Below are 26,230 nucleotides of genomic sequence, written 5' to 3'. Positions count from 1 at the left end.
CACTAAAAAGGGGGAGGCGTAAGTTGGACGCAAAGCTCATCTTTAGTCGGCCTTCCTTTAAAGAAAATCATTGGCAATAGTGGAGTCGGTGTTGCAACAAATCTTTACGGTAGGGCTAATCATCGAAGCTCCAGAAAGTTGCAACTTTTATCCGACTCGGTCCTTTTGCCCTCCTTTTGAACACATACTTAAACTCTTTCTACATTCGTAATCGTTCGTTCCAACTCTGGAAACGTGTCAATTACACGTAGCACTTCTTGAATGATTTGTTCCGCGTTTGTCAAACTTGTTGAAATAGTAACTATTCCTAATTTAGTGCGCTGCCACAAATCATGATAATCTAATTCTGTAACAGCGACATTAAAATCTTTTTTAAGTTTAGCAATTATTTTTTTAATAATTGACCGTTTATGTTTCAGTGAATGTCCGTCATACATGATACATTCGACTTCCGCATATAAAATCATGAACGTTTAATTTCCTCCATTACAAAAGCTTCCATAGTATCCCCAACCTTAATATCGTTAAAATTGGTGACTGTTATTCCACATTCATAATTTTTTGCAACTTCTTTAACATCATCTTTAAATCGTCTTAATGTATCAATTTCACCTTCATATAGGACAACTCCATCACGAATAATTCGAACACCAGCATCTCTAGTAACTTTACCATCTGTCACGTAACATCCTGCAATTGTTCCAACTTTTGAAACCTTATATGTTTCTCGGACTTCTACTTGGCCAATTATTTTCTCTTCAAATTCTGGATCGAGTAAACCTTTCATAGCAGATTCAATTTCTTCGATTGCTTTGTAAATGACGCGATGCAATCGAACATCCACTTTTTCTCTTTCCGCTGAGCCTTTTGCGTTCGCGTCAGGACGAACATTAAAACCAATTACAATCGCATTCGATGCTGAAGCTAAGATGATATCTGATTCCGTAATAGCACCAACACCAGTATGGATGATATTAATTTTAACACCTTCTACATCAATTTTTTGTAGTGAAGAAGAAAGTGCTTCTGCAGAACCCTGAACATCAGCTTTTATAATGATATTCAATTCTTTCATTTCACCTTGTTTGATTTGTTCAAACAAGTCATCTAGACTAACTTTAGTCTGTTCATTACGGTTAGCTGCAATAGCTTCCTGTTGACGCGCTTCTCCAATTTGACGAGATTTTTTCTCATCATCAAATACTACGAATCTGTCCCCAGCTTGTGGTACATCTTGTAAACCTGTAATTTCTACCGGCATAGAAGGACCAGCTACTTCTACACGTTTACCAGTATCGTTAATCATGGCACGAACTCTACCAAAAGTATTCCCTACAACTAGTGAATCTCCAACATGGAGGGTACCATTTTGAACAAGTAAAGTTGCAACACTTCCACGACCTTTATCTAGCTCCGCTTCGATTACCGTTCCTGTAGCATTAGCTTTCGGATTAGCCTTTAATTCTTCAACTTCCGATACTAAAAGAACCATCTCTAACAAATCATCGATACCCTCATTCTTCAACGCAGAGATATTAACAAAGATCGTACTACCGCCCCAGTCTTCAGGTATTAATTCATACTCTGTTAATTCTTGCATGACACGATCAGGGTTTGCTGATTCCTTATCCATTTTATTAACTGCAACAATAATTGGTACTTCGGCTGCCTTGGCATGATTAATTGCTTCTACCGTTTGTGGCATGACACCATCATCTGCAGCTACAACCAAAATAGCGATATCCGTAACCTGTGCACCTCTTGAACGCATGCTAGTAAAGGCGGCATGACCAGGTGTATCTAAAAATGTTATCTTTTTACCCCCAACCTCTACTTGGTATGCACCAATATGTTGTGTAATACCCCCAGCTTCTCCAGCGGTCACTTTTGTATTTCGTATGGAATCTAGTGTTGTTGTTTTTCCGTGGTCAACATGTCCCATAATTGTAACAACAGGAGGCCTTTCCATTAAATCTTCTTCTTTATCTTCCATGATGTATTTATCAAGATCTGTATCTTCTAAAATAACTACCTTTTCAGCTTCAACATTAAATTCACTACAAATAAGTTCTACTGCATCATCATCTAAATCTTGATTTTTAGTCGCCATTACACCTAAAAACATTAATTTTTTAATGATTTCCGCTGGTTCTTTATTAAGCTTATCAGCTAAATCACTTACAGTTAACGTGTCACTATAAGTAATTTTTTCAGGAGTTTCCTTTTTGACAGGTTCCTGATAATTTGCTGGCTTATTGTTCTTATTCCCCTTCTTAGGACCTTTAAAATTCTTATTTTTAGGCTTATTATTATGATGATTTTTGGCTTTCTGTTTGTCTGACTTATTATGATCAGATTGTTTTTTATTTCCTGAATTCATTCCTTCAGATTTTTGCTTAGGAGCTTCCTTTTGTTGTTTCCCTTGATTTTGTTTCGATCCAAATTTCTTATCCAATTGTGTCACAGTATCTAGCGAAATAGTAGACATATGGTTCGTTACGTCCACATTTAACTCTTTTAGATAATTGATAACATCCTTACTAGTTGTATTATTTTGTTTAGCATATTCATATACACGAATTTTGCTCATACGTTCACCCCCGAAATTAATTACCCGAGCAACGATTTAATTTTATTGGCAAAACCTTTATCTAAAATTGCAATTGCTACTCTTTGGGATTTTCCAATTGCATTGGATAATGTTTCTCGATTATCCACCAATTCATATGGTACCTTGTAAAATTTACATTTATCTGTTATTTTTTTCCTCGTTTGGGGACCGATATCATTTGCAAGTAAAACTAACTTTACCCGATTGCTTTGAATATCTTTAATAATTGTTTCCTCACCTATTGATAATTTCCTTGCACGATATGCTAGCCCAAGTATGTTTAAATAATTACTTTTCATTGCTCTTTACCATTTTTTTAAGTTCTACAAACACAGATGAATCTACTTCTGCGTTTAAGTGTCTGTTTAAAACATTTGATTTTTCTGCCTCTATAATCACATCTAAATCCTTTGTTAAGTAAGCTCCTCGGCCATTCTTTTTCCCTGTAGGATCCACAAAAACTTCCCCATCTTTATTTCGAACGACACGAATGAGTTCCTTCTTTGGCTTCATTTCATTAGTTACAACACATTTTCTTTCTGGTATTTTTCTTTTTTTCACCGAGTGTCCCCTCCTTATTCAAACAAATCTTCATCATCGTTGGAATAAGCGTCTTCTACTTCCGACAAAATACCTTCTTCTCTAGCCTCTGATTCACTCTTAATATCGATTTTCCAACCGGTTAATTTAGCTGCAAGCCTTGCGTTTTGGCCACGTTTCCCTATAGCTAGTGACAATTGATAATCGGGAACAATCACTGTCGTGGCTTTTTCCTCTTCGTCAACTAACACTTCTATCACTTTGGAAGGACTTAATGCATTTGATACATACACCTTAGGATCTTCTGACCATTGCACAATATCAATCTTTTCACCTTTTAATTCGTCAACGATTGCTTGAACACGTTGCCCTTTTTGACCTACACATGACCCTACAGGATCTACTTCCGGATCTTGTGCATGAACTGATATTTTCGATCTGTCTCCTGCTTCTCTAGCTACAGACTTAATTTCAACCGTTCCATCGTATATTTCGGGCACTTCCATCTCAAATAACCTTTTTAATAGCCCGGGATGAGATCTAGAAATAAAAATTTGTGGACCTTTACTTGTATTTTCAACTTTTGTCACAAACACTTTTATCCGATCGTGAATATTATATTCCTCGTTAGGTATCTGTTCCGTTTCAGCCAATTTAGCTTCAATCTTACCCAAATTCACATAAATAAAGCGTGAATCTTTTCTTTGTATAATACCTGTCATAACATCCTCTTCACGATCGACAAATTCAGAAAAGATGACACCACGTTCTGCTTCTCTTACTCTTTGTGTAACAACTTGTTTTGCTGCCTGTGCCGCGATTCTGCCAAAATCTTTTGGAGTAACTTCAACTTCGATAATATCGTCCACTTCATGATTAGGATCGATTTCTCTGGCAACCTCTAATGAAACTTCTTGTTGTGGGTCTTCAACCTCTTCTACAACTGTTTTCCTAGAGAAAACGGCCATTTTTCCTGTATTTTCATTTAGTTCGACTCTCACATTGGAAGCGGATTTGAAATTTTTCTTATATGCAGAAATAAGAGCAGCTTCTAGTGCTTCTAACAGAATTTCTTTATCAATTCCTTTTTCCTCGGACAAACTATTCAATGCGTCAAACAATTGACTGCTCACTTTACTAATCCCCCTTTAAAAAACTACTGCAAGCCTAGCTTTAGCAACTTTTTCATATGGTATTTCTACCTGTTTTTTTCTTGTCTTTACTTTGTACTCAATGGTTAAAATATCATTAGTGAAAGCTTTTAAGGTGCCTTCATATTCTTTCTCTCCATCAATCTGTTCATAAAGTTTAACATTTATATTTTGATTAATGTTGTTCTCAAAGTCCTCTTTCTTCTTTAATGGTCTTTCTACACCTGGAGAAGAAACTTCTAAGAAATAAGGATCTTTTATAGGATCTACTTCATCCAATTTCTCACTTAATTGTTCAGATACTTCTCCACATTCAGTAATGTCTACCCCACCAGGTTTATCAACATATATGCGAAGGAACCAATTCTTTCCCTCTTTGACGTATTCTATATCAACTAATTCTAAACCCTTATTACGGAGAATTGGCAATACTAATTCTTCTGTTGTTTGAATGACCTTTGAACTCATCGTAATCCTCCTTTACGCTGAACTGTTTATTTCTTATTATGAACGATTCACCCGAATACTATCTATTCAATATAAAACCCCTGCCCAAAAGTGCTTGGCAAGGGGGAATCGAGTTCATGTGGAATGGGTATGAAGAAAGAGTGAGCATTCGCCCACTCTTTTAACATTTCGTATCATTACTTACCAATAAAAATATATCATAAAAATAACATTCATGCAAGAATTAGCATTTCCTTACATTTTTTGGTACTTTTACACCAACTGTAAATATCTTTAGAATAAGGATAATTGGTTTTTTTCTGCCATACCTTCTAAACATCCTTGATTATCAAGATATTCCAAAACCGTTTTAGAGATTTTACTCCTTTCCCTAAGGTCTTCTTTAGAAAGAAACTCTCCCTCTTCTCTTGCTTTAACGATATTAATTGCTGCGTTGGTTCCTAAACCGTCAACCGCATTAAATGGAGGAATTAAACTATCCCCGTCTACTAAAAAGTCTGTAGCACTAGATTTATACAAATCTACCTTCTTAAAGGATAATCCTCTTTCACACATTTCAAGCGCCACTTCCAGTACTGTCATTAAGTTTTTCTCTTTCGGGGATGCGTCATTGCCCTTTGCAGCAATTTCATCAATTCTACTTTTAATAGCAGTTGATCCTTTGGCCATCGTTTCTAAATCAAAATCATCTGCTCTAACCGTAAAATAAGCAGCATAAAATAAAATCGGATGGTGTACTTTAAAATAGGCAATTCGAATCGCCATTAAAACATAAGCTGCCGCATGGGCTTTCGGGAACATATATTTTATCTTTTTACAAGAATCAATATACCAATCCGGCACATTATGTTTTTTCATTTCAACAATCCAATCATCCTGCAAACCTTTCCCTTTACGAACAAATTCCATAATTTTAAACGCTAAAGAAGGCTCTAACCCTTTGTGCATTAAATAAACCATGATGTCATCACGACATCCTATTACGTCAGATAGTTCACAAATACCTTCATTAATTAAATCTTGCGCATTACCTAACCACACGTCTGTACCATGGGATAAACCAGATATAATTAATAGTTCTGAGAAAGTAGATGGTTTCGTATCTTCAAGCATTTGTCGAACAAATTTTGTACCAAATTCGGGAACACCTAGTGTACCAGTTTTACAATTAATCTGTTCAGGAGTAACCCCTAATGATTCTGTACCTGAGAATATTTTCATTACTTCCTTATCATCAGTTGGGATTGTTTTCGGATCAATTCCACTTAAGTCCTGCAGCATTCTGATAACGGTCGGATCATCGTGCCCTAGTATATCTAATTTTAATAAGTTATCATGAATGGAATGGAAATCAAAGTGTGTCGTCCTCCATTCACTATTTCGGTCATCTGCCGGATATTGAATAGGCGTAAAATCATAAATCTCTTTATCATCAGGAACTACGATAATCCCACCTGGATGCTGTCCAGTTGTTCGTTTTACACCTGTACAGCCTTTAACAAGACGATCGACTTCCGTATTCTTATAAACAATATTATTATCTGAAGCATAACCTTTCACATATCCATAGGCAGTTTTTTCTGCTACCGTTCCTATTGTCCCCGCACGATAAACATAATCTACACCAAATAATTCTTTTGTATAGTTATGTGCCCTTGGTTGATAATCACCTGAGAAGTTCAAATCAATATCTGGAACTTTATCCCCTTTGAAACCTAAAAATGTCTCAAATGGAATATCTTGTCCATCTTTTGTTAAAGAACGTCCACAGTTTGGGCAAGCTTTATCCGGTAGGTCAAAACCACTACCAACGGTTCCGTCATTAATAAATTCGTTGTAATGACATTCCAAACAAACATAATGTGGAGGAAGTGGATTAACTTCAGTAATTTCAGTCATAGTTGCTACGAAAGAAGACCCTACAGACCCACGGGAACCTACTAAATATCCATCTTCCAAGGATTTTTTAACTAGCTTTTGAGAAATCAAATAAATAACAGCAAATCCGTTACCAATAATACTATCCAATTCTTTTTCTAATCGATCACTAACAATTTTTGGAACCGGATCGCCGTATATTTTCTTTGCACGCCCATAGGAAAGTTCTCTTATTTCTTCTTCCGCTCCTTGAATAGTTGGTGTAAATAAACCATCTTTTATAGGAGAAATTTCTTCAATAAGATCCGCAATCGCGTTCGTATTTGTTATAACGATTTCTTTCGCTTTTTCCTCCCCTAAAAATCGAAAACAATCTAACATTTCGACGGTTGTACGGAAAGGAGTATCTGGCAGTGTTTGCCTATTAAGGGGATTTCCCGCTTGGGCTTTAATTAAAATTTGTCTATATATTTTATCATGCTCATCCATATAATGAACGTTCCCTGTTGCAACAACAGGTTTATCCATTCGTTCTCCTAATTTTACTAACTTCGATATAATATCGAGAATTTGTGCCTCGTTTTGTACTAATTCTTTTTCAATTAGATGAATATAATTCGTAGGTGGTTGAACTTCTATATAATCATAAAACTTAGCAACATTTTCTGCCTCTTCTTCTGATTTCTGCATCATGGTTTCAAAGACTTCCCCTTTATCACATGCAGTTCCAATTAAAAGGCCTTCCCGATATTTTTGTAACACAGATCTAGGTATTCTAGGAACACGATAGAAATAATCAATGTGAGCGAATGAAACTAATTTATAAAGATTTTTTAACCCTAACTCATTTTTAGCTAAAATCGTGCAGTGAAATGGCCTTGAACGTTGATAAGCATTTCCTTCACCCATATGGTTATTTAACTGATTATGATTAACAATCTCTTTATTAAGTAATTTTTTAACTAGTTTCCAAAGAATGTAGCCTGTTGCTTCAGCATCATAAATTGCTCGGTGATGCTGTGTTAATTCAACATCTAAATGTTTACTAATCGTGTTTAACCGGTGATTCTTTAATTCCGGTAATAGAAATCTAGCAAGTTCTAATGTATCTATAACAGGGTTTTCTGCTTCATCATATCCGATCTTTTTAAGTCCTTGATTTAAAAAGCCCATATCGAAGCTAGCATTGTGCGCAACTAAAATGGCATCACCCATCCATTCATAATAGTCTTTCAATACTTCATCAATATCAGGAGCGTTTTGAACCATTTCATCTGTGATACCTGTTAGATTTATGGTCGTTTCGGATAAAGGATGATGTGGATTTGCAAAAGCTTCAAAACGATCTATAACTTCCCCGTCTTTTATTTTCACCGCTGCAAGCTCTATAATAGTGTCATAGACCGCCGAGAGTCCTGTTGTTTCTACGTCAAAAACTACATAAGTTGCTGATTCTAAGTCAATATCTTTCTCGTTATATGCAATTGGAACCCCATCATCAACTAAATTAGCTTCTACCCCATATAATACTTTTATATTATTTTTCTTTCCGGCTGCGAATGCTTCTGGGAATCCTTGTACACCGGCATGGTCTGTTATAGCTACCGCTTTATGACCCCATTTAGCCGCTTGAGATATTAAGGCTTGCGGTGAAACAACAGCATCCATTTGACTCATCATCGTATGAGCATGAAGTTCAACACGTTTCTCTCCTTCAGCAGATAAATCCTTCCTCGGTTCTACCGTAATTTCATGTATATCATTTGCCATCATCCCTAGCTCATTTGTATACATATCCGTTTGAATACTACCTCTTGCTTTAACCCACATTCCCTCTTTTACAGTTTTAAACTTATCTACATCTTCGTCCCCTTTAGAAAACATTTTAATCGTTAGAGAATCTGTATAATCAGTCGCTTTAACAATTAAAAGACTTCGTCCTGAACGTAATTCACGTATTTCGGTTGAAAAGATATACCCTTGAACAGCTACCCTGCGCTCCTCTTCAAGAATACTTTCCATTGGAATAGGGTCGTCTTGAATTTTATACCCAATCATTAAAGGTAAAGCTTCCTCTTGATTTCCCTTTTCTTTATCCCGCTTTTCTTTTTCTTTTACGGTTTTTAAAACTAACTGCTGATCTTCTAATGCTTTTTGCTCTTTAAATTTTTCAATGTCGGCCAAATTCGTTTTTACTTCTATTTCAATTGTATACATGGCCATTCCTATTTTTTTACAATAAGATTTGAAACTATCATCTAATCGTTTTTTTAATGCGTGAGCTTCCGCATCATTCCTTGCAGTTAACATAATCTTATTATTGTTTACTGTTGGCGTTTGATTTTGGACTAGGTCTTTGTAAGCAGGAGATAAATTCGTTATAGATGTAATGAAATATTCCCAGTAGCCAATAACTATATTTTCATCACAAGTTTTGTTTTCTGTATTAATTGATAATTCGACTTCAGCTATTGGTTGGAATGTTTGTTTTAGTTTTGCAATAAATACTTGATATATATAAGGAGGCAAAATATGATTTAAATGAACATAGAAATGCCATATTTTTGACTTTTTATATACTTCTAATTTCTCTAAATAACTATTAGAGAAATAATTTAACATTTTCTCATCAGTTATCTGTATTTGCTTTAATAATAAGTTCATTTTTTCTTGTTTGGATATATCCATTTTTATCCCCCTAAAAACAGGTGTTGGTAAGAAGTTGTACAAATTTAAACTGGTGATTTATTCCAAAATAGCTTGTAAATTATGCGGAACCCTTGCCAAATTCTAGACAAGGGTTCCGTTCACCATTTATTAAAGATGTCTAGCTCCAGCGCTAAAGCCGTAGTGAGACTTCCTTCACCTTATTATACGATAAAGAAGACTTGCCGACTGGTGTAACCATCGACTACCTAGCATGACCAGGCGCAGTCCATACGCTCGCTATGAAAGGACGTCGCGTTCTTAGCCTTTATGGGCGCTTACGCTTTTAAAGAAATAATCGTTGTATATCGTTCCAGGTTACTACAATCATTAGTAACATTAAGAGAGCAAATCCAATAAAGTGGAAAACTCCTTCTTTCTCCGGTGGAACAGGCTTCCCTCGAAGTTTTTCGATTCCTACAAACAATAAACGTCCACCATCAAGTGCTGGAAGTGGAACTAAGTTAACAATACCTAAGTTCACACTTAGCATAGCTGTCCACATAATTAAACTGATAAATCCACTTTGAACAACTTGATCTGTAGCGTCATAGATTCCTACCGGCCCTGAAAGAATTTCTAAAGGAACTTGACCAGTAATTAACATACCTAAATTGGTTAATACCATTTTAGTAATTGTATATGTTTGTTCAAAGCCATATTTAACCGTTCCAATCATGGATTTCTCAAAAGCTTGACGAACCCCTATTTGACCTATAGTGATAGTTTCACCTTTTTCATTTATGGCCTCTCCTTCTTTAGGTACAATATTAAGAGTCTTTTCTTCTCCATTACGAAGAACAGTCATAGATAGTTCTTCACCAGGATTTTCTCTAACTATAGTTGTAAACTCTTCCCATGTAGTAATCGTGGTATCTTCAATTTTAATAATTTCATCATTGGCCATTAAGCCCGCCTGTTCCGCGGGTGTATTAGGCTGGATTTCACCCATTTTGGCTTCGTCTACCGGAACACCATGAACTAGTCCGATGATTAAGAAAAGAATAATGGCAAGTATAAAGTTCATCATTGGACCAGCAAATAATTGCATCGCTTTTTGACCAGCACTTTTTGAAGCAAACTGGCGATCATAAGGTGCAATCTGCGTTTTTCTTTCATCCATGATAAAAAATGCCTTCCGATCAACCTTAAATACAAGTCTTTCGTCCTCGTCCATTTCGTAACCTTCGATAATTAATTCATGGTCTAGATCAATACGCTCAACTTCAATAACTCGCGCATTGGGGTGCTTTGATTTATTGTTAACGATTATTTTGTCAACTTTACCATACTCATTAAATTCAAGTCCTATATGGTGACCTGGTTTTAATTCAATAATTTCTGGATCTTCTCCAGCAACACGTACATATCCACCTGCTGGAATCAAACGGATTGTATATAATGTTTCATTTTTTGTAAATGAAAATATTTTTGGACCAAAACCGATTGCAAATTCTCGAACAAGCATTCCTGCACGCTTAGCAAAAATCATATGTCCCCACTCATGTACAAACACAAGTAAGCCAAACATAAAGATAAACGCAATAACAGTGGTCAAAAAAAGCACATCCTTTTCCAGTCTAAATGACTTATCTTTATCTAAATAAGTTTAACTGTTTATAGAGGTTTGTTCAAGTTTAAGAAAGAGCAAAGGCGTAAGCGCCCGTTTAGCGACGTACGGACTGGACTGAGCCGTAGGAGATAAAGGAAACATGCCCCTTCATAGGGGTATGCCGACGTTGGCCGCAAAGGCCGCACTTAGTCGGCCTTCCTTTAATACTTTGAGTCGATGTTGACTTATCGTACGGAGGTGAAGGAAGTCTCGCTAGTCGCTGGGCGCTGGAGCCGGACGTGGCCTATTCTGAATAATTATCCACATGCAGCAAATTTTGTAATTTCCTAAACCATGAAACAAGCAATTTGTTGAATCTTTTGCCCTTAAAAAAATTGGATGATATGTAACAGAGGAATAACAAAAAGTAAGCTATCAAAACGATCTAATATTCCACCATGCCCTGGTAAAATTTTACCGGAATCTTTTACTCCATAAATTCGTTTCAAGGCCGATTCAACTAAATCCCCAATTTGACCGAAAATAGAAGCGATAATGGTTACCAAAATAACAGCAAGTAATGAATGTGGAAATGGTGTTATTAGGTGAAAAATAACGGAAATCACAATAGCAAGTACGATTCCTCCAAGTGCACCTTCAATAGTCTTATTCGGGCTAATGGTTGGCCATAACTTTCTTTTACCAAATGCTCGTCCAAATAAATAAGCTCCAGTATCTGTAGACCAAACAATTAAAAAGGCATAGAAAATATTTTTTAATCCAACTATACCAGAACCGTCCCTAGTTTCAATCAAGTAGTAGAATCCAATTCCAACATAGAAAGTGGCCAAAAGAATAAAGCCTGCATGATCAAATGTAAATTTATTCTTTACTAATACAGTATAAGCAAGTAATAGTAAAATAATGATTGTTACCCATTCAAATTTCGAAAAATCTGTTAACAAAAAGAGGGAGTCGCGTAATAATAAGATCCATAATAGTAGCACTGCTAATATGGATGGAACCATATATCCCCCAATTTTTCGCATTCTTACTAATTCAAACAATGCAATTGTAGCGAGTAGATAAACAAAAAGTTCGAATGCGAAACCACCTATAATAATAAATGGGATAAAAACTATTAGTGCTAATATTGCTGTAATTGTTCGTTGCTTCATCTATTAGTCACCATCCTACAATCCACCGTATCTTCTTTGACGCTGTCGGTATTCATTTAACGCTTCGTGAAAAACTTGCTCATCAAAGTCTGGCCAAAGTACATCAGTAAACCAAAGTTCAGTGTATGCACACTGCCATAATAAGAAATTACTCAAACGTTTTTCTCCGCTAGTTCTAATTAATAAATCAGGATCACGAAAATCATTTGTGTATAAGTATCGTGAAAATATTTTTTCGTCTAAAGCTTCACTTGAGATTTTAGAAGTTTCCATATCATTTACTAAATGTTTGATTGCTTGAAGAATTTCAAACCGGCCACCATAATTTAATGCAAAATTTAATATCATGCCATCATTATTTTTTGTTTTCTCCATTGCATACTCAAAAGCATTTTTTGCATGCTTAGGTAATTCTTCTATATCGCCAATTGTGTTAATTTTCACGTTATTCTCCATAATTTCAGGTAAATATACATGTAAAAATTCTTTTGGAAGCTTCATTAAGAAATCAACTTCGCTTTTTGGTCTTTTCCAGTTTTCAGTAGAAAATGCAAATAAGGTAAGAACTTCTATGTTTGCATTTGATGCAGCCCTTACTATTTTATTAACTACATGTACGCCTTCTTTATGACCGGCAACACGCGGAAGACCTTTTTTTTCAGCCCAACGACCATTCCCATCCATAATTATAGCAACATGTTTTGGTACATTTTCTATTTTATCCTGTTTTTCATTTTTTTGTTTCTTTTTTAAAAAAGGAATTCTCATAGACATGGTTAGTCCTCCGAATATTGTTATTGCATACATCCCTTTTACTATTGTTATGAGGAAAAAAGGAAATATATTACGTACCATTAGGATATAAAATATGATAAAGGAGACTACTTCCATCAGTGGCGGTTTCCTTCATCCCCACTGATGGTTAGTCGCACTTATCGGACCTTTCCAGGCAGTAAGACTCTCACCTACCTTCTTTGTTTCCCCAGAAGCTTGAGGCGAGAGTCTTACTGCCCGTTTAGGTGGGGTAAATGGATAGTAGCTATAACTTTCTATAGTATTAACCAAAAGCAACTCGAATACAAAAGCCCCCTTATAAAAGAGGGCTTTAATTTATTTTACACTTTTTTACAAGGTTATGAAAGATTCATAACGAAAGATTTAAACTTCCATTATTTCATCTTCTTTTTCTTTAGTAAGCTGATCTATTCGTTTGATTTGATTATCTGTTTCTTTTTGAACATTATCTTGTAGACCTCTTAATTCGTCTTCAGTAAGTTCACCATTTTTTTCAAGCTTTTTCAATTGATCGTTCGTATCTCTACGTATATTTCTTACTTGAATACGGTATTCTTCTGCGTATTTTCCAACTACTTTCACTAAGTCCTTACGACGTTCTTCCGTTAATGGCGGGATACTAATTCGAATAATATTTCCATCATTTGATGGAGATAAACCTAAATCAGCTTTTTGAATAGCTTTTTCAATATCGGATAGTGCAGATTTATCATATGGAGTAATAACAAGCATTCTTGCTTCAGGTGCCGATATATTTGCTAGCTGATTAAGTGGTGTTGAGGCACCATAATAATCAACAAAAACATTGTCAAGTAGACTTGGGTTTGCTCTCCCTGCTCTTACTGTAGCTAAGCTTTTTGAGTAAGATTGAACTGCTTGATTCATTTTTTCACGCATTGTGCTCATAATCGTATCTGACATACTTATTTCCCCCTTATTATTGTTCCGATTGTTTCACCTTGAACAACTTTTTTAATATTTCCTTCTTCCGTAATAGAAAATACAATTAATGGGATATCGTTATCCATACATAATGAAGAAGCTGTAGAGTCCATTACCCCAAGGCCTTCATTTAACATTTCTAAATAAGAAAGGGTGTCATATTTCTTTGCATCCTTATTAATTTTAGGATCATCTGTGTATACACCATCAACATTGTTTTTTGCCATTAAAATAACTTCTGCTTCAACTTCTGCAGCTCTAAGTGCTGCAGTAGTATCTGTTGAAAAATAAGGATTTCCGGTACCTGCCGCAAAAATGACAACACGTTTTTTCTCGAGATGGCGAATTGCTTTTCTTCGTATGTATGGTTCAGCGACTTGACGCATTTCAATGGATGTTTGTACGCGGGTTGGAATTCCAATTGTTTCTAATCCATCCTGTAATGCAAGTGAATTCATTACTGTAGCTAACATTCCCATATAATCAGCAGTAGCACGATCCATTCCCATTTCACTACCTACTTTTCCACGCCAAATGTTTCCACCACCAACAACAACAACTACTTCTACACCTAATTCAACCACATCTTTGACTTGGCTAGCAATAGATTGAATTACTTTAGGATCTATTCCATACCCCTGTTCTCCACTTAATGCTTCACCACTCAGTTTTAATACTATTCTTCGGTATCGTGCTGTTGTCATAATAACCTCCAAGAAAACATTTATTATATTTTATTAAACATGGTGAAATAGGGAACTTCTAAGTTCCCTATTTTTATTTTATTTTAGATGATAATCATTAACTTTGTTATTAGTCACGTCCAGCTCCAGCGCCCAGGGACTAGCGGACTTCCCTCACCTTCGTACGATAAAGAAGACTTGCCGATTGGTGAAACCAGAGGCTTAGTCGCACTTATACCCTTGCGGTGAAAGTCAACATCGGCTCAGTCCAGTCCGTACGTCCCTAACCGGGCGCTTGCGCTTTTGTTCATTATTTTTTCATTTGATTCATTACTTCTTCAGCGAAGTTTTCTTCACGTTTTTCAATACCTTCGCCCACTTCGTAACGTACAAACTCTTTAACGGTAGCACCTTTGTCAGCAACATATTTCTTCACTTTTTGATCTGGGTCTTTAACAAAATCTTGTTCTAACAAGCAAATTTCTTGGAAGAATTTGCCAAGGCGTCCTTCTACCATCTTTTCAACAATGTTTTCTGGTTTTCCTTCATTTAATGCTTGTTGTTTTAATACTTCGCGTTCATGATTAACTTCTTCTTTGTTAACATCATCACGTGATACATAACGAGGGCTAACCGCCGCAACGTGCATAGCGATGTCTTTCCCTACTTGTTCATCATTTGTTCCTTCAAGAACAGTTAATACACCGATGCGTCCACCCATATGTAGATATGCACCAAATACATCATTATCTGATTTAGTAAAGATAGTGAAGCGTCTTAGAGTAATCTTCTCACCAATTTTAGATACTGCAGTATTGATATAAGTTTCTAAAGTTTCGCCTTCACCATGAAGTTTTTGTCCAAGTGCTTCTTCAACACTAGATGGTTGTTGTTTAACTATATGTTTACCAAGTTCTGATAAAAGATCTTTGAATTGATCGTTTTTTGTAACGAAGTCTGTTTCACAGTTCACTTCTAGAAGAACTGCGGTATTATTTTCCACTTCAATATGTGTTAACCCTTCAGCAGCAATACGGTCTGACTTTTTAGCAGCTTTAGCAATCCCTTTTTCACGTAGAAAGTCAATTGCTTTATCCATATTTCCATCTGTTTCTTGTAGTGCTTTTTTACAATCCATCATGCCAGCACCAGTTTTTTCACGTAATTCTTTAACCATTTTCGCAGTAATTGCCATGATTATTCCTCCATAATTATATTATTTTTTCTTTTAAGTGCATGTTCAAAAAGGTGGATGAAAAGGGCCGAGGCCAGCTAAGAGCGCAACGTCCTAAGAAAGGCCGAAGTGTCATTTTCACCGGACTTTTTGAACAACCTTTTTAAAAAAGGTGATAAAAGGCTCTTATTCCTCTTATCACCCTCACCTTTTAAAATTACTCTTGATTTGCTACAGCTTCTTCTGCCTTTTCAACAGTTTCCGCTACTTCTGCTTCCTCTGTAACTTCACCTTGTTTCACTTCTAAGATAGCATCAGCCATTTTTGAAGTTAATAGTTTTACAGCACGGATTGCATCATCGTTTGCTGGAATTACATAATCAATTTCATCAGGATCACAGTTAGTATCTACAATTCCGATAATTGGAATGTTTAACTTATGTGCTTCAGCGATTGCAATACGTTCTTTACGAGGATCGATTACAAATAGAGCGTCTGGAAGACTCTTCATCTCTTTAATTCCACCTAGGAATTTAACAAGACGTTCTTTTTCTTTTAATAAATTTACAACTTCTTTTTTAGGTAGTACTTCAAATGTACCATCTTCTTCCATTTTCTCAATATCTTTCAAACGGTTAATACGTTTGCGGATTGTTTGGAAGTTAGTAAGCGTTCCACCTAACCAACGGTGGTTAACATAGAACATTCCTGAGCGAATAGCTTCATCGCGTACAGAATCTTGAGCTTGTTTTTTCGTACCAACAAATAAAATTGTACCGCCATTTGCTGCGATATCTTTTACGAAATTGTAAGCTTCATCAACCTTTTTAACAGTTTTTTGTAGGTCAATGATATAAATACCGTTACGTTCTGTGAAAATGTATTTTTTCATTTTCGGGTTCCAACGGCGTGTCTGATGTCCGAAATGTACACCAGCTTCTAATAATTGCTTCATAGATATTGCTGACATATAAATTTCCTCCTAATGGTTTTTTCCTCCGTTTAGATCATCTTCACATAAACACCACACAGTTGATGTGGCACCATTTATATGAATTACTAAACGTGTGTTTTTTTACTCAATATTTTTTCAACAAAACATGAGCATTTACACCAAAAATTAATATACCATATCATTCCTGCGTTATCAAGACTAATCCTATTTTTTTCGTTAGAAAGTATAAAGAAGACTTCCATCAATGGGGTTTTCCTTCATCCCACACTGATAGTTAGTCGCACTTATCGGATCTTTACGGGCAGTTTCCTCAGAAGCTTTGAGCTGGGATATAAGTCTTTTCCACCTGTATAAGTGAACTAAGGCATTCTAGGGGAAGCCATTTTTTCTAATCGTGAAAACGAATAATAAGTTCAGCCTCTGTTATCCCACAATCCAATTTTTTGGCTATATCGGCTATCGATAAACCTTGGTGATACAACTGTAATACTTTACCTTCCAATGAAGACTCTACAGAATCATTTACCTCATTAACATTCTTCAGCCATTTATCTTCTGCATCGTTCATTACAAGATTACCAACCTTTTTTTCTTTCTCAACTGTTTCAATCGGTTTATCACTCTTATTATGAGTGTACCTTATTAGATCATTTTGTAAACGGTCATTTTCCTTTTTTATCTCTTGTAAATACTCTTCAAATAATTGTGCAATTTCAATTGTATCTTCTTTTTTTTGTAACTGTTTATTTAACATATAAATTGCATAGATTGATATGATATGAAGTAAAAAGCTAATAATTAGCAAAAATGAAACCATAAAAATCCCTTTCTATTAACACATTTTGAGTCAATTCAAGAACCTATTACAATAAAGCAGACTTCCATCAGTGCAATCTTCCACCTATCTTCCTTACTTCCCTAGAAACTTTTTTGGGGGAAGTCTTACTGCCCATTTACATGGGATAAATATTTTAATTTATTTAACGTTTTTCGTAATTTAACTATTGCTTTTTTGTGAATTTGGGATATACGAGAAGTCGTTAACTCAAGAACCTGTCCGATTTCAGTTAATGATAATTCGTCAAAATAAAATAGACTAATTACTAGCTGCTCTTTTTCATTTAATTCTTTTATTCCTTCTTTTAACTCTTTTTCTAATTCCTTTTGTAAAATTTTAGACTCGGGTGATTGTGAAGAATCATCTGCAATTGAATACCCAATCCCCGTTTCTTGAACATAATCTGTTTTTGATTTTTCCTCAATAGATAAAATATTAGAAAACAGTGAGTCTTTTATCGTATTTTCTACTTCCTCAACAGTTAATCCTGAATACTTAGCAATTTCCTCTGGATTCGGAGATCGTTGGTACTTTTGTTCGAGACTTTGAGTAGCTTGATCTACTTTCTTAACTTTATCTCTTAACGATCTAGGTAGCCAGTCCTCTTTTCTTAATCCATCGATAATAGATCCGCGAATCCGAATAGAGGCATATGTATCGAATTTCAAATCCCGATTTGGTTCAAACTTCTTTAAAGCATCGTATAATCCAATGAAACCAAGGCTTTTAATATCTTCTTTATTAATACTTTTAGGAAGATGAATACACATTCTCTCAACATGAAAATGAACTAAATACTCGTAGTGATGAATCAACTCATTTGCGTTCTTACTATTTTTATCGTTTATCCAGTTATTCCATAAATCTTGTTCAAGAGAAGATGGATTATGATACATAGTTTTAAACTCCCCTTTTACGAGTTCCCCTTTATCTTTTAATTATATAAACACTGTTTCCTGATTCACTTTTCGGACTTTCAACTGACAACTAACTAGGTCAAACTCTATCGTTCTTCCAACATTTCCACCAACATCAGATGAAATAATGGGTATGTTAAAATGAGTAAGTTGTTCTTTAACCGCTTCGATATTTCGTGCGCCAATCCTCATTGTTTTGGAATTACTTGCGAATTGAAACATTTGTGCTCCTCCGGCCATTTTTGCTTTAAGGGCATATTTTCGAGCCCCATTAGCTAGTAATTTCTCAATTAATATAGGAACAGCAGTATCTGCATACTTATATTTATTGAAATCACTTTGCTGCGTTAAACTTGATTCTGGCAACAGTACGTGTGCAAGACCGGCTATTTTTTTAGAACTATCATATATAACGACACCAACACAAGAACCTAATCCAGCTGTACGGATAATATCCGGTGGTGTGACGATATTTAAATCAGCAATCCCAACTTTAACTATTTTCTTCTCTTTAATCATTTTCAATACCTAAAGCTTCGAATAATTTACTTAATGATTCGGGTTCTGGTAATAGAAAAAAATGACCCTGAATATTTTCTGAAGCATCACTTAAAATGCTAGTATTAATGACAATGGCATAATCAGAAACCTCAGAAATCTCTAGTAATCCTGCGGTTAATACTGCACCAGCCATATCGAAACTTAAATAAGGGATGGAGGGATGCATGTTATATTTAATAAAGTCTGATAATGCGGATAGATAAGAACCGATTACAATATTTCCAGTTTCTTTAAGTGCAGACATCGCTAATTCATTATGATACAGGTCGTTCATTAGGGTGAAATCCTTGTTACCTGTCAAATCTTGAATTAAATGTTCCGCTTCATCGACAGAAAGTATAAAATAAACTGTACACGGAAATTCATCCTTAATTTGAAAAACAATCGCAACTATTAATTCCTCTGGGCCGCCTATTATTTCCATCATGTCATTGTAATCCACTATGCTAACTGATGGAACATTCATATCAATTTTTCTATCAAGTAAGATAGACATAGATGTAGCAGCATTTCCAGCTCCTATATTTCCAACTTCACGTAGAGCGTCTAATTGCATTCCTGATAAATTTGAATACTCCATACTTACTACCCTTCCACTATTTCTTCTAGTGCTTCAAGACTTAATACTTTATGTAAATCCAATAATATAAATAAACGATTATCTATTTTTGCTACTCCTTCAATATAATTCACATCAATAGAACCAATAACCTCTGGATTTACCTCTATCATATTTTCAGGAATGTCTATTACATCATTTGCAGAATCCACAATTAGACCTACTTCCATTCCGTTTATGTAAACTATAAGAATCCGAGTCGCATCAGTGATTTCTGCCTCTTCAAAACCAAATCTTAAACGCAAATCTATAATTGGAGTAACGACACCTCGTAAATTGATAACACCTTTCACATGTTCGGGAGTTTGTGGAACTCTAGTAATAGGAATCATCCTTTCAATCGAACCTATCCCTTGAACACTAACCGCATATTCCTCTTCTTTTAACTGAAATACAATCATTTTTCTTACCTTTGAATTAGTCACGCTAAATTTCCCCTTTTATACATATATAATTTTATATAAAACTAGCAAACTTCCTAAAGGCTGCTTTATTCCATTCCATTTTGTAAGTCTAGTAATTTCTTCCCAATTTCATTTATTGGTAAAATAAAATTCGCCTTTTTCGAATGGACAACCGCTTTTGGCATTCCATAAATAATTGCTGTTTCTTCTGATTCTGCAATAACTACAGTATTTTCGTTCACTTCTTTTAATTTTAGAATTCCTTTCGTTCCGTCACTTCCCATCCCAGTCAAAATAACTGCAATTTTAGCGATATCTTCTATTTCAGCAAGTGATTCAAATAAAATATCAACGGATGGGCGATGTCCATTTCTTGGAGAATCCTCAGACAATTGAATAGTTAATATTTCTCCTCTTTTTCTGATTCTCATATGTTGGTTACCAGGTGCAATATATACTGTTTTTGACCTTACTTGTTCCCCATCTTCTGCTTCTTTGACATAGATATCGTTATTCATATTAAGTCTATTAGCAAGCGACTTAGTAAAACCCGCTGGCATATGCTGTACAATAAAAATAGGAAAAGAATAATTACCTGGTAGATTACTTATTACTTGCGCCAATGCCCTTGGACCCCCGGTAGATGAACCGATAGCAACAACGGTCTTTTTATCAAAGTACTTATTTGGTTTTTTTTCTATAGTTGGAACCTTTTTTTCAATTTCTATTTTCTTAATATCTATTTTTCTGATGGATGCAGCAGCAACTACTTTCGAGATTATTTCATTTTTGATAGAGTCCATATTTAAAGAAATAGGACCTGAGGGCTTTGTAATGAAATCCACAGCACCTTTTGCCATTGCCTCTAAGACGCGAGATCGATTATCTTCTGTCTCCCCACTTAACATAATGACTGGTATGGGTTTTTTTTCCATTAATACTTCCAAAGTCTGAATTCCATCCATGATTGGCATTTGGACATCCATTGTGACAACATCTGGAGAAAATTGTTCAATTTTCTTAATCCCATCTGTACCGTTCCTTGCAGTAGATATAACATCGATTCTTTCATCACTTGATAAAATATCTGTAATCATTTTTCTCATAAATGCAGAATCATCAATAACAATGACTCGAATCTGCTCCATTTATTCTACCTCTCTATCAGTAGTTGTTTTAACTTTTGTATAAATTTTGGTTGTATCGAATTTAATGTAAAAGTGTTATTTAAATAATTAGCCGTTATTTGCTTTAATGCTTTCGTAATTGGTAATTTTTCATTAAAAATATAAGGCTCTTGATGGAATACAGCTAATGTCACAGCTTTATCTTCTGGTAGAATCCCCATTTTTGAGATGTCTACTTGCAAAAATTGTTGAATTACTTTCCTAAATTGCTCTAACATTTGTTCTCCATTTTTTTGCGATGGACATCGATTCATAATAACTCTTATTGGCATCCTACCCCGATTATTGATGATTTGTTTAACCATACTGTAAGCATCCGTAATAGAGGTGGGCTCGGGAGTTGTAACAACAATACACTCATCCGCTGCCAAAATAAAAAACAAACTATCTGAATGTATTCCTGCCCCCATATCAAAAATGATATAATCATAACTATGAATAAGTTCGTTATATTGATTAATAAAAAATTGTTTCTTTTGATCGTTTAATGTGAAAAGCTCATTTAATCCAGATCCCCCTGCAATAAATGCTAGACCATTTTTGTAGACCTCGATAATACTATGAATGGAGTCATTTCCATTAAACATATCATTGATATTCTTTTTTGCTGATTTTCCCAATAATATTTCAATATTTCCCATGCCTACATCTAAATCAAATATTAATACTTTTTTTCCGTTATAAATTAAATCCAATGCAAAGTTAACAGCAAAATTAGATTTGCCTACTCCACCTTTACCACTTATGATACAAATAGTCTTTGCCTGCCTAGGATTATTTAACTTTTCTATTTTTCTTCTTAGTTGAGTAGCTTGGTCATTCTTCATTGTATTCTCCAACAATCCATTCAGCTATTCTTTGCGGTTTTCCTTCTAAAATATCATTTGGAACATCCTGACCATTCGTCATGTATGCAATCCCAACTTCTTTTTCCATACAAATATTCAAAAGACTTCCAAATTGCCTTGTCTCGTCTAATTTTGTGAAAATGACTTCTTTCATTGGTATATGTTGAAATTGATCATATATTTCTAATATATCCTTTGGTTTAGCCGTTAACGACAAGACTAAAAAAGTATCCATTTCTATATTGGCATCTAGATTATTTAATAAATCCTTCACATATTTTTCTTCTCTGAAATTTCTACCAGCTGTATCGACTAGAATCGTATCATAAGAATCAAACTTATTAATTGCATGTTTATAATCTTCCGCTGTATAAGCTACCTCTAAAGGAACATGAAGAATTTGTGCATATGTTTTTAATTGTTCTACTGCCGCAATCCGATACGTATCCATCGTAATGAATGCAACCTTTTTCTTTTCCTTTAAAACGAGGTTGGAGGCAATCTTAGCTAAGGTTGTAGTCTTACCTACACCGGTTGGGCCAATAAATTGAATTATTTTTTTACCTGTAGTTATCCCATTAAATGAATACTTTTGAAGTGACTTCGTTATGATTCTTTTAAACTCTTCTAAGATTTGGTTATTTGTTAAGTTTTTATCTTGATGTTGATCTAACATGGTATTGATTATATTTTTTGCAAATTGGGCCTTGACCTCTTGATTAAGTAAATGTTGGTAAAGTAGTTCATATTCGATTGGATAGCTGTCGGCGTTTTGATTTCTAGATTGTAATTCAACAAACTTCCTTACCTGTTGGATTTCATGTAAAACATCCTGACCCGAAGAATTCTTCCTGTTATTAGCAGATTCTTGTTGTGTCGTTGAAGGCATTTCTATCTTTACTTGATTCGGCTGATTCGTTATTGGATTAGGATCTAGTCCTACAATGACTTCTATCTTCTTTTTTTTAAAGAAGCCTAAAAATCCACCCTGAAGTACTTCCCTAGAATTTAAAATAACAGCATCTGTACCTAATTCTTTTCGTATTTGTTTCATTGCTTCTGCTATATTTGGCGCGATATATTTTCTTATTTTCATGCGACATTCACCACTCCAACACTTTGAACTTGAACATTCGGTTCTAATTCGTTATAAGATAATATTACGACATGAGGTAGATATCGATCTAATAATTGTTTAAGATACATACGTATGGCTGGTGAGCAAAGGACAATAGCTGTTTCTTCCTGAAGTAATAATTTCTCCACTTGTTCATGAATGGAAGAAATAATATTCTGTTGTGTTTCAGGATCTAACGATAAATAATTTCCATGCTCTGTTTGTTTGATATGCTCGGCAATTGTTTTTTCTACTTTTCCAGATACAGTAACAACATTTAACGACATATCTTCTTTTGTATATTGTTTTGTAATTTGAACGGAAAGAGATTGTCTGACATATTCTCCTAATAATTCCGTATCATTCGTCATTTTAGAGAAATCTGCCAGTGTTTCAAATATAATAGGTAAATTCCGTATCGAAATATTTTCCCTTAATAATTTAGCAAGAACCTTTTGCACTTCCCCTACTGATAGTGGGTCTGGTGTAACTTCCTCCACCAATATTGGATAACTTTCTTTCAAATGATCGATTAATTGTTTTGTTTCTTGTCTTCCAAGCAATATATGAGCATGTTGTTTGATTACTTCTGTAATATGTGTGGACACAACGGAAGGAGGATCTACGACTGTATAACCCGATAATTCAGCCTCATCTTTTAACTCTTCACTAATCCATTTTGCTGGAAGACCAAATGCAGGCTCTTTTGTATCAATTCCTTCCAGGCCATCTTCCTCATCAATTCCGGGTGCCATTGCCAAGTAATGATCCAATAATACTTCGCCAGTTGCCACTTCATTCCCCTTAATTTTCAATCGATATTCATTCGGTGCTAATTGAATATTGTCACGTATCCGAACAACCGGGATAACAATTCCTAACTCCAAAGCAAGTTGTTTACGAATCATGACAATTCGATCAAGTAAATCTCCACCTTGATTTGCATCAGCTAAAGGAATGAGGGCATAACCAAATTCAAATTCAATTTGATCCATACTTAACAGATTCATTACATTCTCTGGGGTTTTCATCTCGTTACTTTCTACTTGAACATCTTCTTCTACATCTGGAATTTCCATTTCCTTTGTTTGATTTTCTAAAACATATCCACTACCAGCTAACAAAATTGCAATGATTGTTGTCAGAAAAAAGTTAATTGGAGTCAAACCTAATAAAAAGATAGCTCCAGCTGCTATGTATAATAATTTCGGATATTGAAATAACTGAGTTGTTACCTCTGAACCTAAATTATCTTTCCCTCCAGAACGGGTCACTATAATTCCTGTTGCGGTAGATATTAATAATGCAGGTATTTGACTAACTAATCCATCCCCAACAGTAAGACGCGTAAATGTATTGATCGCTTCGTCGAATGGCATACCCATTTGAACGATTCCAATAATAATACCGAATAAGATATTTATAATAACGATAATAATTCCAGCAATTGCGTCCCCTTTTACAAATTTACTAGCTCCATCCATGGATCCATGGAAGTCTGCTTCTTTTTCTACTTGTTCCCGTCTCTCTTTTGCTTCTTTTTCCGAAATGAGCCCGGCATTTAAGTCTGCATCAATACTCATTTGTTTTCCCGGCATAGCATCAAGAGAAAAACGTGCAGCAACCTCTGAAACACGTTCAGATCCTTTTGTAATAACTAAAAAATTAATAATTACTAAGATAATGAAAACAACGAAACCGACGAGAGGATTACCCCCAATAACGAATGACCCAAACGTATCGACAACTCCTCCTGCTTCACCTTCAGATAGGATAGATCTAGTTGTAGAAACATTCAAAGCTAAACGAAATAAGGTTAATAATAAGAGTAATGTTGGAAAGACAGAAAACTCTAACGTGGACTTTGTATTCATAGCAACTAATATGACAATTAGGGATAATGAAATATTTAATAGAAGAAGTACACTTAATAGACCACCAGGTAAAGGTACTACTAACATAACAATAATAACTATTACACCTATTAATACAGATAAATCTCTAACTTTCACGATGGTCTCTCCTCAAATTAAACATTTTTTTCTACTCGATACACATAAGCTAATATTTCTGCAATAGCTTGATAGAACGCTTCGGGTATGACATCCCCAACATCAATCACTTTATATAAGGATCGTGCTAATGGTTTGTTTTCAACCATATGTATATTATTTTCCTTCGCGATTTCTTTAATTTTTAATGCCGTTTGATCTGTTCCTTTTGCTAAAACATATGGTGCTGTTGCAATTTTTTCGTCATACTTAATTGCAATTGCAAAATGAGTTGGGTTCGTAATAATTACATCCGCGTTTGGTACTTCACTCATCATTCTTCGGGTCGCCATCTCTCTTTGAATGGCTTTCCTTTTAGATTTAATCAAAGGGTCCCCTTCCATATTTTTATACTCGTCCTTAATATCTTGTTTTGACATTCTCATATTTTTTTCGTAATCAAATCTTTGGTATGCATAGTCAAATATGGACAAAAACAGTAATGTAATAATTGCTGCAATCGCCATTGTCATCGTAACTTTAGAGAAAAAAGTTAATGCACCATGAGCATTTAAAAATGCGGTCATTAGCATATCATCTTTATAAATCCAAATGATAAAAAAAGTAATAGAACCAATGAATGTTATTTTCAATAATGATTTTAGTAATTCGACTAGTGCTCTAATGGAAAAGATACGTTTTGCCCCTTGAACAGGGTCTATTTTTTTCAGGTCAAATTTCAGTGGCTCTGTTGTAAATAAAAACCCAACTTGTGATAGGTTTGCAACTAATCCACCTATTAAACCTAGTACCATTATAGGAGCAACTATTTTTCCTGCTTCTAGAACGACACCAGTAAATAATCGTTGTGTCGTTCCTTCTGTAATATTCCAATTGATTAATTCTGTAAAAGTATACTCGTATAAATTCAACATTTGACCTAACATGTAATTACCAAAAACAATTAAACCAATTATACAAAACAACAATAGTAGGGCTGTGTTAACGTCCTGACTTTTAGAAACTTTACCTTTTTTTCTTTGATCTTGTCTTTTTTTCGGAGTGGCTTTTTCTGTTTTTTCTCCTGCAAAAAATTGTAAGTCTAATCTCATTTG

Annotated in this window: 24 protein-coding genes; all 24 read right to left on the bottom strand. The window is 34.9% G+C overall.

What is annotated here, in order from left to right; all coding sequences use genetic code 11:
- Positions 1-188: 188 nt before the first annotated feature.
- Positions 189-467, bottom strand: a complete 279-nt coding sequence (locus tag MHI02_RS10160) for a DUF503 family protein (RefSeq protein WP_047186083.1) — start codon at positions 465-467, stop codon at positions 189-191.
- The gene (gene infB / locus MHI02_RS10155; RefSeq protein ID WP_341165877.1) at positions 464-2,590 is read right to left on the bottom strand and encodes a translation initiation factor IF-2; all 2,127 of its coding nucleotides are present in this window, start codon (positions 2,588-2,590) and stop codon (positions 464-466) included. The genes MHI02_RS10160 and infB overlap by 4 nt, the downstream gene beginning before the upstream one ends.
- 20 nt (positions 2,591-2,610) lie before the next feature.
- Entirely contained in the window at positions 2,611-2,910 is a 300-nt protein-coding gene (locus tag MHI02_RS10150; RefSeq protein WP_047186081.1) for a YlxQ family RNA-binding protein, read from the bottom strand.
- Complete coding sequence (gene rnpM / locus MHI02_RS10145; RefSeq protein ID WP_225344082.1) at positions 2,900-3,172, bottom strand: RNase P modulator RnpM; 273 nt, start codon at positions 3,170-3,172, stop codon at positions 2,900-2,902. Before rnpM ends, MHI02_RS10150 begins: the two co-directional genes overlap by 11 nt.
- 14 nt (positions 3,173-3,186) lie before the next feature.
- The gene (gene nusA / locus MHI02_RS10140; RefSeq protein ID WP_047186080.1) at positions 3,187-4,284 is read right to left on the bottom strand and encodes a transcription termination factor NusA; all 1,098 of its coding nucleotides are present in this window, start codon (positions 4,282-4,284) and stop codon (positions 3,187-3,189) included.
- Between the two features lie 15 nt (positions 4,285-4,299).
- Complete coding sequence (gene rimP / locus MHI02_RS10135; protein WP_047186079.1) at positions 4,300-4,770, bottom strand: ribosome maturation factor RimP; 471 nt, start codon at positions 4,768-4,770, stop codon at positions 4,300-4,302.
- A 273-nt stretch (positions 4,771-5,043) separates the two neighbouring features.
- Positions 5,044-9,336, bottom strand: a complete 4,293-nt coding sequence (locus MHI02_RS10130) for a PolC-type DNA polymerase III (protein WP_341165876.1) — start codon at positions 9,334-9,336, stop codon at positions 5,044-5,046.
- Positions 9,337-9,640: 304 nt separating this feature from the next.
- Positions 9,641-10,912: an RIP metalloprotease RseP gene (gene rseP / locus MHI02_RS10125; protein WP_341165875.1), complete on the bottom strand. Its 1,272-nt coding sequence runs from the start codon at positions 10,910-10,912 to the stop codon at positions 9,641-9,643.
- 380 nt (positions 10,913-11,292) lie between these two features.
- Entirely contained in the window at positions 11,293-12,084 is a 792-nt protein-coding gene (locus MHI02_RS10120) for a phosphatidate cytidylyltransferase (RefSeq protein WP_257455126.1), read from the bottom strand.
- A 15-nt stretch (positions 12,085-12,099) separates the two neighbouring features.
- The gene (locus tag MHI02_RS10115; protein ID WP_047186075.1) at positions 12,100-12,858 is read right to left on the bottom strand and encodes an isoprenyl transferase; all 759 of its coding nucleotides are present in this window, start codon (positions 12,856-12,858) and stop codon (positions 12,100-12,102) included.
- A 384-nt stretch (positions 12,859-13,242) separates the two neighbouring features.
- Positions 13,243-13,800 carry a ribosome recycling factor gene (gene frr, locus MHI02_RS10110; RefSeq protein ID WP_341165874.1) on the bottom strand — a complete coding sequence of 186 codons (558 nt, stop codon included), beginning with the start codon at positions 13,798-13,800 and terminating at the stop codon, positions 13,243-13,245.
- Positions 13,801-13,802: 2 nt separating this feature from the next.
- Positions 13,803-14,525, bottom strand: coding sequence for a UMP kinase (pyrH, locus tag MHI02_RS10105; RefSeq protein WP_216883616.1), 723 nt, complete (start codon positions 14,523-14,525; stop codon positions 13,803-13,805).
- 289 nt (positions 14,526-14,814) lie between these two features.
- Positions 14,815-15,699, bottom strand: coding sequence for a translation elongation factor Ts (gene tsf, locus MHI02_RS10100; RefSeq protein ID WP_341165873.1), 885 nt, complete (start codon positions 15,697-15,699; stop codon positions 14,815-14,817).
- A 196-nt stretch (positions 15,700-15,895) separates the two neighbouring features.
- Complete coding sequence (gene rpsB / locus MHI02_RS10095; RefSeq protein WP_047186071.1) at positions 15,896-16,648, bottom strand: 30S ribosomal protein S2; 753 nt, start codon at positions 16,646-16,648, stop codon at positions 15,896-15,898.
- Between the two features lie 373 nt (positions 16,649-17,021).
- A complete protein-coding gene (locus MHI02_RS10090) occupies positions 17,022-17,450 on the bottom strand; it encodes a DUF6115 domain-containing protein (protein ID WP_341165872.1) in 429 nt (142 codons plus the stop codon).
- Between the two features lie 125 nt (positions 17,451-17,575).
- Entirely contained in the window at positions 17,576-18,367 is a 792-nt protein-coding gene (locus tag MHI02_RS10085; protein ID WP_047186069.1) for a FliA/WhiG family RNA polymerase sigma factor, read from the bottom strand.
- A gap of 42 nt (positions 18,368-18,409) precedes the next feature.
- The gene (locus tag MHI02_RS10080) at positions 18,410-18,907 is read right to left on the bottom strand and encodes a chemotaxis protein CheD (protein WP_047186068.1); all 498 of its coding nucleotides are present in this window, start codon (positions 18,905-18,907) and stop codon (positions 18,410-18,412) included.
- Complete coding sequence (locus tag MHI02_RS10075) at positions 18,900-19,529, bottom strand: chemotaxis protein CheC (RefSeq protein WP_047186067.1); 630 nt, start codon at positions 19,527-19,529, stop codon at positions 18,900-18,902. Before MHI02_RS10075 ends, MHI02_RS10080 begins: the two co-directional genes overlap by 8 nt.
- Before the next feature lie 5 nt (positions 19,530-19,534).
- Positions 19,535-19,969 carry a chemotaxis protein CheW gene (locus MHI02_RS10070; protein WP_047186135.1) on the bottom strand — a complete coding sequence of 145 codons (435 nt, stop codon included), beginning with the start codon at positions 19,967-19,969 and terminating at the stop codon, positions 19,535-19,537.
- An 89-nt stretch (positions 19,970-20,058) separates the two neighbouring features.
- Positions 20,059-21,120, bottom strand: coding sequence for a protein-glutamate methylesterase/protein-glutamine glutaminase (locus tag MHI02_RS10065; RefSeq protein ID WP_341165871.1), 1,062 nt, complete (start codon positions 21,118-21,120; stop codon positions 20,059-20,061).
- A 5-nt stretch (positions 21,121-21,125) separates the two neighbouring features.
- Complete coding sequence (locus MHI02_RS10060; protein ID WP_341165870.1) at positions 21,126-21,986, bottom strand: MinD/ParA family protein; 861 nt, start codon at positions 21,984-21,986, stop codon at positions 21,126-21,128.
- Complete coding sequence (gene flhF, locus MHI02_RS10055; RefSeq protein ID WP_047186064.1) at positions 21,976-23,103, bottom strand: flagellar biosynthesis protein FlhF; 1,128 nt, start codon at positions 23,101-23,103, stop codon at positions 21,976-21,978. The genes MHI02_RS10060 and flhF overlap by 11 nt, the downstream gene beginning before the upstream one ends.
- Complete coding sequence (gene flhA / locus MHI02_RS10050) at positions 23,100-25,136, bottom strand: flagellar biosynthesis protein FlhA (RefSeq protein WP_047186063.1); 2,037 nt, start codon at positions 25,134-25,136, stop codon at positions 23,100-23,102. The genes flhF and flhA overlap by 4 nt, the downstream gene beginning before the upstream one ends.
- Positions 25,137-25,153: 17 nt before the next feature.
- Positions 25,154-26,227: a flagellar biosynthesis protein FlhB gene (flhB, locus tag MHI02_RS10045; RefSeq protein WP_370447400.1), complete on the bottom strand. Its 1,074-nt coding sequence runs from the start codon at positions 26,225-26,227 to the stop codon at positions 25,154-25,156.
- Between the last annotated feature and the right edge of the window lie 3 nt (positions 26,228-26,230).

Source organism: Oceanobacillus sp. FSL K6-0118, assembly GCF_038006665.1.
Lineage (GTDB): Bacteria > Bacillota > Bacilli > Bacillales > Amphibacillaceae > Oceanobacillus > Oceanobacillus caeni.
The sequence above is the reverse complement of the archived record's forward strand: the minus strand, read 5'-3'. Positions and strand labels throughout refer to the sequence as shown.

What these genes read in the sequence shown, in the direction of transcription:
- MHI02_RS10160 (WP_047186083.1), bottom strand. Translation starts at nt 467, where the DNA reads ATGATTTTATATGCGGAAGTCGAATGTATCATGTATGACGGACATTCA.
- infB (WP_341165877.1), bottom strand. Translation starts at nt 2,590, where the DNA reads ATGAGCAAAATTCGTGTATATGAATATGCTAAACAAAATAATACAACT.
- MHI02_RS10150 (WP_047186081.1), bottom strand. Translation starts at nt 2,910, where the DNA reads ATGAAAAGTAATTATTTAAACATACTTGGGCTAGCATATCGTGCAAGG.
- rimP (WP_047186079.1), bottom strand. Translation starts at nt 4,770, where the DNA reads ATGAGTTCAAAGGTCATTCAAACAACAGAAGAATTAGTATTGCCAATT.
- MHI02_RS10130 (WP_341165876.1), bottom strand. Translation starts at nt 9,336, where the DNA reads ATGGATATATCCAAACAAGAAAAAATGAACTTATTATTAAAGCAAATA.
- MHI02_RS10120 (WP_257455126.1), bottom strand. Translation starts at nt 12,084, where the DNA reads ATGAAGCAACGAACAATTACAGCAATATTAGCACTAATAGTTTTTATC.
- MHI02_RS10115 (WP_047186075.1), bottom strand. Translation starts at nt 12,858, where the DNA reads ATGTCTATGAGAATTCCTTTTTTAAAAAAGAAACAAAAAAATGAAAAA.
- frr (WP_341165874.1), bottom strand. Translation starts at nt 13,800, where the DNA reads ATGTCAGATACGATTATGAGCACAATGCGTGAAAAAATGAATCAAGCA.
- pyrH (WP_216883616.1), bottom strand. Translation starts at nt 14,525, where the DNA reads ATGACAACAGCACGATACCGAAGAATAGTATTAAAACTGAGTGGTGAA.
- tsf (WP_341165873.1), bottom strand. Translation starts at nt 15,699, where the DNA reads ATGGCAATTACTGCGAAAATGGTTAAAGAATTACGTGAAAAAACTGGT.
- rpsB (WP_047186071.1), bottom strand. Translation starts at nt 16,648, where the DNA reads ATGTCAGCAATATCTATGAAGCAATTATTAGAAGCTGGTGTACATTTC.
- MHI02_RS10090 (WP_341165872.1), bottom strand. Translation starts at nt 17,450, where the DNA reads ATGGTTTCATTTTTGCTAATTATTAGCTTTTTACTTCATATCATATCA.
- MHI02_RS10085 (WP_047186069.1), bottom strand. Translation starts at nt 18,367, where the DNA reads ATGTATCATAATCCATCTTCTCTTGAACAAGATTTATGGAATAACTGG.
- MHI02_RS10080 (WP_047186068.1), bottom strand. Translation starts at nt 18,907, where the DNA reads ATGATTAAAGAGAAGAAAATAGTTAAAGTTGGGATTGCTGATTTAAAT.
- MHI02_RS10075 (WP_047186067.1), bottom strand. Translation starts at nt 19,529, where the DNA reads ATGGAGTATTCAAATTTATCAGGAATGCAATTAGACGCTCTACGTGAA.
- MHI02_RS10070 (WP_047186135.1), bottom strand. Translation starts at nt 19,969, where the DNA reads ATGATTGTATTTCAGTTAAAAGAAGAGGAATATGCGGTTAGTGTTCAA.
- MHI02_RS10065 (WP_341165871.1), bottom strand. Translation starts at nt 21,120, where the DNA reads ATGGAGCAGATTCGAGTCATTGTTATTGATGATTCTGCATTTATGAGA.
- MHI02_RS10060 (WP_341165870.1), bottom strand. Translation starts at nt 21,986, where the DNA reads ATGAAGAATGACCAAGCTACTCAACTAAGAAGAAAAATAGAAAAGTTA.
- flhF (WP_047186064.1), bottom strand. Translation starts at nt 23,103, where the DNA reads ATGAAAATAAGAAAATATATCGCGCCAAATATAGCAGAAGCAATGAAA.
- flhB (WP_370447400.1), bottom strand. Translation starts at nt 26,227, where the DNA reads ATGAGATTAGACTTACAATTTTTTGCAGGAGAAAAAACAGAAAAAGCC.